Here is a 13,491-nt window from a genome sequence, read left to right as displayed (position 1 = left end):
ATTATGTAATTATTATATTGTAAAAATGATTTTGTGGAAAAATAAGAATAGAGGTTAATATGAAAGTAAATCAATTAATTGCTAATAACATAAATAAACTTGATACTGTTATTCCGTTTAATAAATCACTTGGTATTGCTGGTTTATCTGGATCTGGAAAAACAACTCTTTGTCAAACAATTGGTGAAGAATCAAAGAAGCGTCTAGTTTCCTTATTGCCAAAGGCTGAATATCAATACTTATTTCCTAATATTATGGAAACTAATTTTAGTGCAATTAAAATGGAAGAAATGCCTTTAGTACTTTTTTTAGGGAAATCATCAATTTCTTCCAATCCGCGTTCGACGATTGGTACTCATACAGGTGTTTTTAAAGAGATTCGTGAAAAATTAGCGGAAGAATTTAATCTTTCTCCTGAAGTCTTTTCATTTAATAATCAATTAGGTTGGTGTGCTGGCTGTAAAGGGCGTGGTACTACTAAAAATATTGAGTGTAAAAAATGTAAGGGGAAACGTTATAGTGAAGAAGTTGAACAACGTACTATTGAGTTATTTGCTGAATCACATACAATTTCGGATATTAATGATTTAAGTGTTGAATCTATTCTTTCACTAGTAGAAGAATTAAATATTAGTGAAGCAAAACAACATATACTGCAAAATATTATCAATATGAACATTGGTTATTTAACATTAAATCGAATTATGGGTACGTTGTCAGGTGGAGAATTAACACGACTTTACTTAGCTGAATTCATGGCAGTAAGTGAAAATGCTGTAATTATTATTGATGAGATTTCCGTGGGGCTTGATCACGAAACATTATTACAAATATTAGAAGAGATCGAAAGATTAGGGTACAAAAATCAAATTTGGCTCATTGATCATTCAGATACAGTACTGGATACAACGGATGAGCAAATGTTCTTCGGACCTGGTAGTGGAAAATATGGTGGAAAAATCGTAAAAGAATCACCAAGGCCAAAGCCAATACTATCGGAACGAAATTACAAAATGCCAACAGAATATTATACATTCCATGAATTATATTGCCGAAATATCCAAATGACTGAGTTTCAGATTCCTAAAAATAGACTTGTAACTGTTACAGGAGAGTCTGGATGCGGGAAATCTACACTTGTCAATGAGTGTTTAGCTACAGATTTCTTGAAACGATATCCAAAAGATAAACTAGTTATGGTAGGGCAAGATCGAAACCAATCGATTACAAGTCGATCAACTGTAGCAACTTTCTTAGATATTAAAAAGAAACTGACAAAGTATAGTGAAGAAATTGATGATATTTTTGAGCGCTCAATTGAGGATATTATTGATGAAATTCCAAACGAAGATATTGCGTATAAACGCTTGAGCCTACTAATCAAATTAGGACTGGGCTATTTAACATTAGAACGAAAAACACAAACATTATCAACTGGTGAGTTTCAATGTGTTCATTTAGTTTCGGAGCTATTTGCAAAATCAAGAAACCCACATACACTATTTATTTTTGACGAGCCTTCAAAAGGTTTATCACAAAATATATTAAATCAATTTATCGATAGTGTCAGGGGGATTTTACAAGATGAATCAGTCTCTATCGTAATGATTGAACATAATGCCTATATGTTAGAAAGCTCTGATTTTATCGTTGATTTTGGTAAAAGACAACATGCATCTGTAGAACATCTTGATGTTGTGAGTCATGATGAGTATTATCGTCAAAAAAATGATATAGATAAAGTTACTCCATTACAAATCTCTTCAACACTGAATCAACAAAATGGAATTAACTACTTAGAAGAAAATCATATTTCTTATTTTAAAAATGCAGAAAACATCTACAAGGGTGGCATATTAAAAAGCTTATCATCAATGGCTCGTTTAATTTACGGTGAATACGAATCAGATACAATTGCACCTGTTGTTGCTATTGATCTCGAAAGACATTTGTATAGTCAATATAGTTTCTTATATGAAATTGGTGGATTGATCAATCATATTGTAGCTGCTCATCCGACTAATAAAGATACGAGAAGTTTCGATTTCTATTCTCAGGATAATCATTGTCCATCATGTTCAGGCCGTCTTAAGATAGAAATCTTTGATAAGGAAATTGTAATTCAAGATAAAAACATTCCATTTTGGGATGGTCTATTCTATCCGGAAATCATGAAAGTATTAAAGTTTTATCAATATGAAAAAATAGAATTTCTATTTGAAGAAATTAAAAATGAGCTAGGTCACGATTTGACGAAGAGCTATGATGATATGTCTGAGGAAGAGAAACATACATTTTGGTACGGCTATTTTGATAAGTCCTTTTATGATAAGAAAGGAAAGACACGTAGAACATGGGTAGGATTTAATACGATTATTGGCGGGTATATTGTTATTTCAAAAGCAGCTATTAAAGAAGATATTAAGACTTCTAAAGAAATGATGACATGTCCAATTTGTGAGGGGACTGTATTAAACCACCATAAAGCACTTAAATTTGGAGACACAGATATTCGTGAAATTATTAACCAGTCGCTTAACGAAGTATTAAAAATTGTAGGAGATTTACCTGTACTCGTCAAATTGAAATCTATCGTAGGTGACGACATGATTATGACAGAAGATGTTTCTTTACTGCCTAGGAAAACACAAGTCGCACTGAAAATGTTTGAATTAGAACAAGCAAGCTTTTCAAACTATGAAATGGTGTTACAAAATGTTTTACCATTCTGGGGCGAAATTAAAGGTAATATCGAATCAATCAGCAATAAAAATAGGGTGACTATTTGTGATTTCCAAAATATCAATGAAACAAGAGAAACTATCATGGATAAGTATTTCACAAATGGAAAATATAAAAAACTAACATATGTGTATGAAGCATTTGGTTACAAAAAATTAGTTACCCAAATTAATAAAATTAAAAAAAGTAACCCATGTCCATTCTGTAACGGAAAAAAAGTAATAACAGAAGATAACCTGCATGACGGCGTGTTCAAATTAACAATTCCGTGTGTAACTTGTAATGCAAGTGGTATTAACGATGAAGGACGTAAAGAAATCGTCGATGACATAGACGTAGAAACATGGTTAACTGGAAAAGTTAGTGATGTTGTTGATGAAAGCTTACGAACTGAGGATGTTGCAGACATTCTAATATTTAATCGAATTCGTGAGTTGACTAAGCGAGAAATGATGGCAGTTTATGAATGTCTTGAGCAGAATAATTAAACCAAAAAAATTTAAAAAGCTAGTTGTCAGTTAATACTTAAAAACTCATTTGCAATAATCTGCAAATGAGTTTTTGTTTTGGAGAAGAACTTGTTGGTTTTAAAATGTTAATCTAGCTAGACAAAAGGTAAAAAAAATATTCGTAAATTAACAATTGATAAGCTGAAAGGTATAGCAGGTTGATATAACTGATTAAATCATTTTTTCTAAGTCTTAGTAGTACACCGGTGTATGTGAATCGGTGTAATTAAGTGTTAATGTTTTAATAATCATTATTTATTATGTAATTATTATTGTATAAAAATGATTATTTGTCATGATAAATAATGATTTTGGTACTGAATATATTAAAGGGTGAAAAGAATTCGGGAAATTATTTGGAGTAAATCATATTGAAATTTTGCTATTTTTCAATAAAAATAATCATTATTTTCTTAATTTTTAAATTTAACAGAAATATATACTTGAATGAAGTATATATTTCTGTTAAATTTATCCTATGGATAGAACAAGTTTAATTAAAGGTCATTTGGAAATGTGTGTATTGTCTATTTTGTCTGCAAAGAAAAGTTATGGTTATGAAATTATGAAAGAACTTGAAGGACATAATTTGAAATTGAAAGGAGTAGGAAGTATTTATCCGATTTTAACTAAACTGAAAAATCAAGAGTGGGTTAATACTTATCAAGAAGTAACGGATAGTGGTAAAGTTAGGATTTATTACGAAATTAATGAAAATGGAAAAATACGTCTTGAGAAGAAAATTAATGAGTGGTTAGAGTTGCAATTTGATATTAAAACATTATTAAAGAGTGGTTTGAAAGGAGACCTTCTGAAATGAGGAATGAATTAAACGATAAAGAACAGCAATTTTTAACTGACGTACTTAAGGATTTAAAGCAATACGATATAAGTTTAGAGGAAAGGGAAAATATTAAACAACAAATTTTAGAACATATTCAAGAATGTCGTGAACATGGTGAAGAAAGTATAAATGATTTAGGAACGCCTCAGTTATTTGTTCAAGATTTTTTGGAAATAAATGAAATTGATCTGCGAGTAAAAATGAAACAACTTCGAAACGTAAATAAAAAATCTAGTACATTAATCATAGGTGGAATATTCATCTCTTTGATTACTTACCTCATCTCACAAACTACACTTTCAATATTTTTAACTGAATCATTTAGTCCAAACAATAGTAATAAGACATTTAATTATAATATTTTATATCGAATAACAGAAAATCAATGGTGGAACTCTTTATTAATAATGATTAGTTTTACAATCTCCGTTTTAGTATTTATAAGCTTAGTAAGTTATAAAAAAAGAAAGTTATCTGAAATTAATTAAGATGAAGACATTTAAATATAAATTGTTTCTAATTTGTATATTTTATAATGTGTTAATGTTATGTAGTATACATCCAAAAGTTTACGCTCAGCAAAATATTAAAGTTACTTTAGACAAGTATATTGAAAAGTTTTTAAAGGAACAAAATATTCCAGGAGCTTCTATAGCAATTGTACATAATAAAGATGTATTCTTCAAAGAATCATGGGGGAATACCGGGGAGTCTGAAAAAAAGGTAACCAGTAAAACACCATTTGCAATTGGATCAATAAGTAAATCATTAACTGGCCTAGCTATAGTGAAGTTAATAGAAGATAAAAAAATTAATTTAGAGGATTCAGTTCAACAACATCTTCCTTGGTTTAAAGTAAAAGACAACCAATTCGCCTCAAACATAACAATAAAACACCTTTTAAATCACACTAGTGGCATAAGTACTTATACAGGATTAACCTTATCAGATCAGCAATCTAAAAACACTACAGCTATAAAAGAAAATGTGAAAAAACTTTCAAATGTAGAATTAACTGCTTCCTCCGGAAAAAAATATCAATATAGTGATGCGAATTATCTAATTCTTGGTGCACTTATTGAGGAAGTTTCAAAAGAAACATACTCTACTTATATGGAGAAGGAAATTTTTCAGCCATTAAAAATGAATGGTACAGCAGCAAATAGTGAGGATTCTTATAAAAATGGTTATTTAACAGGTTACCAATCATGGTTTGGAATACCAAGAAAAAGTACGGTGTCGTATGATAATGGTGGGTCACCATATGGCTATATTACAGCAAATCTAGAAGATATGATTCAATTCATTAAGTTTTTGAATCACAAAGAGCATACGCAATTTTTAAATAAAGATAGTATGGATCTTTATTTATCACCACTATATAAAGTAGATTCAGAAAAACATTATGGATTTGGACTGAGGACAACAAATATAAATGGAAACGAAAAGATGGTTTGGCATTCAGGGTCAACTCCGGATTCACATGCAGAAATATTTATTTTAAATGAAACTGGCTGGGGTGGTGTGATTTTAACGAATAAAAATCATATTTTAGAAGAAACAGCACTGCCAGCATTGAAAAAAGGTATTATTAATATTTTGAATGGTGAAGAACCTGTTGGTATACCCCGAAATATACCAATAGTTCAACTTGTTATGTCAATAGTAATTTTCACACTTTTCATTACAGCAATTATGCTAATAATAAAGTATAAACGTAAGAAAATCCGTAAAAAAATGATCTGGTTTTTTCTAGGGAGTTTGTTTCTAATATTATCTATTATTTTAATTCCACTTCTTATTTATAGTACAAATTCACCGTGGCAGACAATTAAAATGTTTGCTGCAGATGTAGCTTTACTCACTAGTATTATAGTTATGTTATTGACCGTAAATGGATTAATATCAATATGTATTGCATTGAAAAGTAAATTGGTAAATGAATCGTAAGGGTTTTTAATTATGTAAATATAATGTATTAAATAATCACTTAAACCGTTATAAATAGTTGACTCTCACACTATGTCATTGTTTAAGCTTAAGTTGAGCTTCGAATAATTGTAATAAATAGGAGGAGCTAATGTTCAAAATAGGGGATTTTTCAAAACTTTCTTCCATTAGCATACGTATGTTGAGACATTACGATAAAGTGGAATTATTGCAGCCAGAAAAAGTAGATGAACAAAATGGCTATCGCTATTATTCCGCTGCACAATTAAAGAAAGTAAATCAAATTCAAACGTTAAAAGATATGGGATTTAATATTGCTGCTATTAAAGAAATAGTAGAGAGTGAAAATATTGAAGTAATAAAATCGCAATTTGTAAATCGTAGTGCTCAAATAAAGGAAGACATGCACAATCTCCAAAAACAATTACGTTTCCTCGAAGACTTACTGAAAACGATGAGAGAGGATTTTGTTGAGATGAACTATCATGTTTCGTTAAAAGAAATTCCAGAAAGAAAAGTAGCAAGCGTTAGAAAGGTTATTCCATCTTATAATTGCGAAGGAGATTTATGGAGTATTTTAATGCAAGAAATTAATGTTAAAAATATTAGTATAGCTAATCCAAGTTATAGTATTGCTGTCTTCCATGATCAAGAATACAAGGGAAATGATGTAGATGTAGAAATACAGCTAAATATTTTAGGGAAGTACGAAAATACAAAAGATGTTCATTTTAAAAAGATAGAGCCAATCAAGGTAGCATCTATAATAGTAAACGGAAGTTATGAACAAATGACAGACGTAAATGAAGCAGCGGCAAAATGGATTGAAGCGGAAGGTTATGAATTAACGGGATCGATGTTTAATATTTATCATGTTAGCCCCGCGATGGAATCGAATCCTAATAAGTGGGTTACTGAGGTTTGTTATCCAATTAAATAATGATAAAGAAAAATGGCATTATTGATATGCCTTTTTTCTTTAGGCTCTTTTCGTAAATAATGTTGCTTTATTGCGTAAGAATTTTATCCTTATTGATTTCATGAGATTTTTACGCATAATTGTAACTAAGGGAGATGATTCCAAGTTGAGTAAACAGAATATCAGCACAACAGTTTCAGGAGATTTAATTGTTACCCATCTAATTGGCAAGATTAAAACAGATGATGTTTATGAATGGTTTAATGGCTTCGAGCAGGTTTGTCAGCAATTTATTTCTGAGGGTCGGAAATTCAAATTGTTGGTGGATAGAAAAGGATACACACCAGATCATTTTTCTGTTCAAAAAGTATGGAAAGATAAGTTCTTCAATGAAACCATTTTGAATCACAGTAAAGCAATTGCGTTTCTCCTTGAAGAAGGGGAGATAATGAATTATTTACAACAATCCAATACAAAAGAATCTGTGAAATTCTTTGATGATTATGAACAAGCATTAATTTGGTTGAATGAATATCCAATATAAAACCTTTATTGAACCAGTTGCTCTCAATCAACTGGTTTTTTATGCCCGTAATGTTGCCGTTGTCATAAAATTCACTTGCTTACAAGCTTCCAACACTATTGTTTTTCTTCGCAGATTGAAGATCCTACATTATTAGATCACTTTCTAAATTAATAATACTAGCCTCCTCAATACTAGTTAATCTAAGGAGGCGTTAAATTTTTACAAATTAATGATATGTGTATCCTCCATCAGGAAACAATACATTACCTGTAGTAAAACTATTCTGCATTAAATACAGGACGGTATGTGCAATTTCATCATTATGTCCAGGTCTCTGTACAAGAGAAAGAGATTTATAATCTTCATAAGCAGCTAGTCTTTTCTCATTTTGTTCATTCTCTCTTTGTATCGTTCCAGGAGAAACAACATTAACTCTAATCGGTGCTAATTCAACAGCTAAAGCTTTCCCTAAACTTTCAATAGCCCCATTACAAGCACCATAAGCAGGCGCACCTTTAAGTGGTCTTTGACTAAATGCACCAGACATTAACACAACAGATCCAAAGTTTGAAAGAAAAGGAATTGCATATTTTACGGCATAATATTGAGGCCAAAACTTTCCGGTAAAGCTACTTTCCGCAATTTCATCCGTAGCGGTTATTGACCCAAGTGTATAAGAGGCACCTGGTGTGAATAAATGATCAAAATTCCCGACATCCTTGAAAAAATCTTGTAATTGTTTTTTATTTTGATTATCCAACACATAAGTTTGAAGATGGTTGTTATTTATTACTTCTCGAGCAGCTTTTAATTTTTCTTCTGAGCGCCCTGCAATAATAACATGTGCGCCTTGTTCGATTGCTTGTTTTGTTGTAGCTAATCCAATACCAGAACTCCCACCAATAATAACGATGCGTTTATCTTTTAATACAGTAATAGACATGATTAAACATCTCCCTTAATATAAGATTTAAAATGAAATTGTGTTTCTTTTATTATTCGTTAAAAAATGACTATTGAAAAGTACGCACTTTATATGTACTTAGTCGCGAATTTCGTACTAATCGCTTGTTATATGGATACATAATATAAAAAATTATTCATTATAATTTATGATTTGAGGGGAGTGGTGAGGAAAATGAATTTAGAGGAACCGAAATTAAAAGGAGTAATAGCGACATTAAAAATAATCGGTGGGAAATGGAAACCACTTCTTTTATTTATTTTGCTAACAGATGGAACGAAAGGGTTTGGTGAATTAAAGCGGCTAATACCAGATATATCTCAAGGGACATTAGCGAAGCAGCTTCGTGAATTAGAACAAGATCAACTTATAAAACGTGAAATTTATCAAGAAATACCACCTAAAGTTGAATACAGCTTAACAGAACATGGAAAAACAGTAAGCACTGTTTTGGATAGTATGTGTGGTTGGGGAAGAGGACATTTAGAATATATCGACAAAGGTGAACTATAAAATTATTATGTAAACTAATTAGAGTGTGTGAGAATTTATTGTTTTAAAAATTTTTATTTTATAATATATAATTAAATAGTGTTAGAGATTATTAAACATATAATCTTCCAAATGAGGTGAAATTGATAAAGCTCCCTATTGTTCGAAGTAACTAGTTGTTTTGGGATGAAAAATGCGTACCGGATATCAAAAGAGACGTAAGCCCATTTACGAATATATCACCTTTGAGTCTATTTCGAGAATTATCAAAATTAGATATTTAATGCTTTTCTGCAAAGGGGAAATAATAAAATGAATGAATTAGATTATAAGAATTTTTATAATAAAGTGGGACGAGCAAACGGGTGGGACTTCAGTAAGCTGAAATGTGAAACTGTAGGTGACACTTGGGATTTTTATGGCGAAGTGAAAGAAAGATGCAAACCATCACACATTCTACTTGATGTTGGTACAGGTGGAGGAGAAAATGTACTTAACATAGCATCTTCAGCCAAATTATTAATTGGAATAGATAATTCTAATGGCATGATTGAAACAGCACATTCCAACTTAAAAAAAGCAGGTGTACAAAATGTTGAGTTTCTCCAAATGGGTTCTGAAGCTTTAACGTTTCCGCATGCTTATTTTGATATTGCTTCTAGTTGTCATGCACCGTTTATAGCATCTGAATTGGCAAAAGTAATGAAAAAGGGTGCTTTTTTCTTAACTCAACAAGTTTGCGAACATGATAAATTAAATCTCAAAGAAGCATTTGGCAGAGGGCAATGCTTAGGCGAAAGAGATGGCATTTTAAAAGAAAAATATATGGATGAACTTATTAGTGCAGGATTTGAGCTCGTGCAAGTACGTGAATACGATGTTATCGATTATTACAGTACACCTGAAGATCTCATTTTCTTATTAAAACATACGCCTATTATTCCTAGATTTGGAGAAGAGGAAGAGGATTTTAATATTTTACAAAAGTTTATTGACGCTAATAGTTCTGAAAAAGGGATTCGTACGAATTCAAAAAGGTTTATGATTATTGCTGTTAAATCATAATGTATTTTAGCGTAAAAGCTGAGTTTCTTTTAAAGAAAATCGGCTTTTTTTGTGTGGAAAAGAATGCAGGGAAAACTTTTAAAAAATAGAAATAAGTAAAGTGTTAATCAAAAAATCGAAATATGGAGGATATTTGTTTTGAAACGTTACTATATTAACAATGAAAAAATAAACGTACATATTACTGAATGGGGGAATAATGACAAGCCCGTTATCTTTTGTTTACATGGATTAGGTAGTACGAGTTTAAGTTTTATAGAAATTGCAGAGGAATTAAAGGAAGAGTATAGATTCATCTCCATTGATGCACCTGGGCATGGTAAGACACCGCTCTTTGAAAGAACGGAAGATTATGAGATGCAGAATTTAGCAAATTGGTTAAATGAAATAATTAATGAACTGAAAATTGAATATTTCTATTTTCTATCACATTCTTGGGGAAGTTTTGTAGCGCTATTTTATTTATTAAATAATCCAGAAAAGGTATTAGGGAGTATTCTCATTGATGGAGGGTATCAAACAAAAAGGCTTAAAGAAGAAACATTGGAAGAAGAAATTGCTTATTATGAAAAGGACTTTGAAGAGTATGTTTTTAATAGTTGGGATGATTTCCTTAAAAGTGAAAAAGAAATTTATACAAGGTGGTCTCCATTATTAGAACTTGCAGTTAAGGATCTTGGTATAGAAATAAATAATAAAGTATGTTGGCATGTGAGAGGTACAACAGCTGGTAATATCGTAAGAGGCATGCACAAAGATGAAACAATGGATATATATGAGGAGTTACCATCTAATATAATATTACTTCGTGCTACAGTACCAGAAATTTGGGATGAATATAGAGGGAAGACAGCGAGTATTTTTAGTGAGAGAACAAGAGCGACAGTAAAAATAATCCCAGATTCTACCCATCTGTTACATTGGGATTACCCGGAAGTTATAGTAGAAGAAATAAAAAACCATTGGTAATGTCTTTATACAATATAACTTAAAAAGGTTGATTCTTGTAATGTATAAGAATCAACCTTTTTGAAGCGTATGTAATAAAGAAATAACGTATAGAGAGTAAGTAAGATGTTTACTTAAAGTGTTATTTTTTAGCCGGTGTATTTCCCATCGCAATAGAAATTCTATTCCAACTATTAATTTGATTAATAATCAAGACAAGGTCAATATATTGTTTTTCATCATAATGTTCGCATACGCGTTTATATAAGGATTCAGGAACTCTTTTAGTAGGAATAAGTGTAATATGCTCAGCTAGTTCAATAGCGACTTTTTCTTCTGGTGTATAAAAAGTACATTCATCCCAAGTACTTAAGCAATAAATTCTTTGTTCAGTCTCTCCCATTTTTCGCGCATCAGATGTATGTAAATCTATGCAGTAAGCACAGCCATTGATCTGAGAAACTCTAATTTTAATAAGCTCTCTAGTCGTTCGATTAATCGTTGATTGCTTTGTGTATTTTTCCATGTCCATCATAATTTTCATAGCATCAGGTGCAGCATCATAGTAAGAAATTCTTTGAGTCACAATACAACACTCCTTTTAGTTTAAGATATTATTCATTATATCTTGATGTGGTCGTTCATACCAATTATTTGTACTAAAACGCAAACTGCTTGAAGTTAAGATTTTATTGTATTAGCCGATAATGTTAACTTAACTGTTCTAATACAAAAGTAGTAGTTTGTTAATTAAAGTTTCAATCTCCAGATGGGTTTTTCCTGTTAGTCTTTGAAATACAATACTAATAAATATAATGAATTTGGAGGTTTATTACAATGATTACACACATTTCAGATATTAAACTACAAACTGTTTCTATAGAAGGAGTAAAACAAGTATACGGAGATATACTATCTTTTCCAATAAAAAAAGAAACAGCGTCATTTATTCAATTTGAAGTAACACCATACACAACAATTAGTTTCCAGGAAGTATATGAACCAATTGCACCTGCGCATTTCGCTTTTGAGATTCCATATTCAAAATTTCATGAAACAGCAAGATGGCTTGAAGGATCTGGATTACTCATTGTGAAATGGAAAGATGGAAATACAATTGGTGAGGAGAAAGGTCTATTCAATTTATACTTTAAAGACGGTGATGGAAATCTTCTCGAAATTATCGCACATAGTTATATTAAAGAGGAGGTATTAGTTCCACATTCCCCCTTAAACATTTTATACGTAAGGGAAATTGGTCTTCCAGTTAAAAGTGTACCTGTATTTACGGAATGGTTGAAATCAAATCTAGATATGAAAACGAAGGAAGATGGGGATATTTTTAACTTTGTTATTGGTGGAACAGCATATATCGTTGCAACTTGGTGGCAACGACCTTGGATTCCAATTGCGATGCAAGCTTTACCACCGAAAGTACGTGTTTCATTCGGAACACCGGATCGTGTATTTTTGCAAGAAATCCAAAATAACTTTAAGAAAAATAGTGTCCCATTTGAATGTAAACATAATGAAGTATCATTTATTCAACAGGGATATTCATTTACTGTCTTGCATACACCAGAGTTCCATTCCGATATTCCTAGAAAATTAAGCTTACCACTTTCTATTTAAGGATAGAAAGTGGTAAGCTTTTTTGTATATTCGTGAAAAGGTTTTCGTTATGATTACAGTGAATTTATAGAGAAGTGTAAGGCGCTATTCTAATTTATTTTAAGGAGAGAAATGAAGTGAATCTAGGTAATCCGATTGCAAAAGGGAATACAGCGGAAATTTATCTTAATGATAATAAAGTTGTGAAATTGTTTAAAGAATATCTTCCTAATACAGAATCTTTATATGAAGCTAATAAACAAAAATTCGCGTATTCACGTGGTTTACAAGTTCCTAAAGTATATGAAGTTACAAAGTTACAAGGTAGACAAGCTATTATTATGGAGTATATACAAGGGAAGAGTGTAGGTGAACTCTTACTCAATAATTTAAATCAAGCGGAGCACTACATAAATATTTGTGTAAGTATACAACAAAAAATTCATGCTATCTCTGTGAGACCGGATGAAATAGAACCGATGGAAGAGCGCCTTTATCGTCAAATTAACTCCGTGCATAATCTGGATGAAAAACAAAAGGGAAATATATTAAAAAGATTAGATTCAATCATATTTGAACCTAGATTATGTCATGGTGATTTTCATCCGTTTAATTTAATTATGAGCAATGATGATATGAAAATTATAGATTGGGTTGATGCTAGTTCGGGTGATATTCGCGCAGATGTGTTTCGGACATACTTATTGTATTCACAGAATTCAGTGGAATTAGCTGAAATGTATTTACATATATATTGCAAAAATACAGGTTTATCAAGAGATGAAATTTTCCAGTGGGCTCCTATAATTACTGCGGCTAGATTGGCAGAGAATAAATCTCTATAAATAAAAGCTATCTTCATTTCTATATTTTTTCTTGCTAATTCTTTTCGATTTGTCATATACTAAAAAGAGACCAAAC

General features: G+C 31.1%; 13 protein-coding genes. 11 read left to right on the top strand and 2 right to left on the bottom strand.

Features of this window, described 5'->3' with window-relative positions; translation table 11 throughout:
• Positions 1–59 precede the first annotated feature (59 nt).
• The 6 genes from MKX77_RS11630 to MKX77_RS11605 all read left to right on the top strand — a co-directional run bounded on the left by MKX77_RS11630 (position 60) and on the right by MKX77_RS11605 (position 7,508).
• Positions 60–3,230 carry an ATP-binding cassette domain-containing protein gene (locus MKX77_RS11630; RefSeq protein WP_341306711.1) on the top strand — a complete coding sequence of 1,057 codons (3,171 nt, stop codon included), beginning with the start codon at positions 60–62 and terminating at the stop codon, positions 3,228–3,230.
• Between the two features lie 499 nt (positions 3,231–3,729).
• Entirely contained in the window at positions 3,730–4,071 is a 342-nt protein-coding gene (locus MKX77_RS11625; protein WP_033710985.1) for a PadR family transcriptional regulator, read from the top strand.
• Positions 4,068–4,583: a hypothetical protein gene (locus tag MKX77_RS11620; protein WP_341306710.1), complete on the top strand. Its 516-nt coding sequence runs from the start codon at positions 4,068–4,070 to the stop codon at positions 4,581–4,583. The genes MKX77_RS11625 and MKX77_RS11620 overlap by 4 nt, the downstream gene beginning before the upstream one ends.
• A 1-nt stretch (position 4,584) precedes the next feature.
• Positions 4,585–6,045, top strand: a complete 1,461-nt coding sequence (locus MKX77_RS11615) for a serine hydrolase domain-containing protein (protein ID WP_215581797.1) — start codon at positions 4,585–4,587, stop codon at positions 6,043–6,045.
• Positions 6,046–6,175: 130 nt separating this feature from the next.
• A complete protein-coding gene (locus MKX77_RS11610) occupies positions 6,176–6,985 on the top strand; it encodes a MerR family transcriptional regulator (RefSeq protein ID WP_341306709.1) in 810 nt (269 codons plus the stop codon).
• A 100-nt stretch (positions 6,986–7,085) separates the two neighbouring features.
• Positions 7,086–7,508 (top strand): STAS/SEC14 domain-containing protein, encoded by a 423-nt coding sequence (locus MKX77_RS11605; RefSeq protein ID WP_098988656.1) that lies wholly within the window; start codon positions 7,086–7,088, stop codon positions 7,506–7,508.
• A 208-nt stretch (positions 7,509–7,716) separates the two neighbouring features.
• On the opposite strand, the gene MKX77_RS11600 is transcribed toward MKX77_RS11605, so the two are convergent.
• A complete protein-coding gene (locus MKX77_RS11600) occupies positions 7,717–8,433 on the bottom strand; it encodes an SDR family oxidoreductase (RefSeq protein WP_002200425.1) in 717 nt (238 codons plus the stop codon).
• Between the two features lie 195 nt (positions 8,434–8,628).
• Between MKX77_RS11600 and MKX77_RS11595 the strand changes: the two genes are divergently transcribed.
• The 3 genes from MKX77_RS11595 (at position 8,629) to MKX77_RS11585 (ending at position 10,980) form a co-directional block, all read left to right on the top strand.
• On the top strand, positions 8,629–8,967 hold the full coding sequence (locus MKX77_RS11595) for a winged helix-turn-helix transcriptional regulator (protein ID WP_341306708.1): 339 nt from the start codon (positions 8,629–8,631) through the stop codon (positions 8,965–8,967).
• Between the two features lie 291 nt (positions 8,968–9,258).
• The gene (locus MKX77_RS11590; protein ID WP_341306707.1) at positions 9,259–10,011 is read left to right on the top strand and encodes a class I SAM-dependent methyltransferase; all 753 of its coding nucleotides are present in this window, start codon (positions 9,259–9,261) and stop codon (positions 10,009–10,011) included.
• Between the two features lie 138 nt (positions 10,012–10,149).
• Positions 10,150–10,980, top strand: coding sequence for an alpha/beta fold hydrolase (locus MKX77_RS11585; RefSeq protein WP_341306706.1), 831 nt, complete (start codon positions 10,150–10,152; stop codon positions 10,978–10,980).
• Positions 10,981–11,101: 121 nt separating this feature from the next.
• Here the strand turns inward: MKX77_RS11585 and MKX77_RS11580 are convergent, their stop codons facing one another.
• Positions 11,102–11,545, bottom strand: coding sequence for a carboxymuconolactone decarboxylase family protein (locus MKX77_RS11580; RefSeq protein WP_002147733.1), 444 nt, complete (start codon positions 11,543–11,545; stop codon positions 11,102–11,104).
• A gap of 251 nt (positions 11,546–11,796) precedes the next feature.
• Here MKX77_RS11580 and MKX77_RS11575 point away from each other — a divergent pair, with 251 nt between their 5' ends.
• Positions 11,797–12,591 (top strand): VOC family protein, encoded by a 795-nt coding sequence (locus MKX77_RS11575; RefSeq protein ID WP_341306705.1) that lies wholly within the window; start codon positions 11,797–11,799, stop codon positions 12,589–12,591.
• 116 nt (positions 12,592–12,707) lie between these two features.
• On the top strand, positions 12,708–13,415 hold the full coding sequence (locus tag MKX77_RS11570; RefSeq protein ID WP_341306704.1) for an aminoglycoside phosphotransferase family protein: 708 nt from the start codon (positions 12,708–12,710) through the stop codon (positions 13,413–13,415).
• Positions 13,416–13,491 lie beyond the last annotated feature (76 nt).

The sequence above is a fragment of the Bacillus sp. FSL R9-9410 genome (assembly GCF_038050385.1).
GTDB lineage: Bacteria > Bacillota > Bacilli > Bacillales > Bacillaceae_G > Bacillus_A > Bacillus_A cereus_U.
The sequence above is the reverse complement of the archived record's forward strand: the minus strand, read 5'-3'. Positions and strand labels throughout refer to the sequence as shown.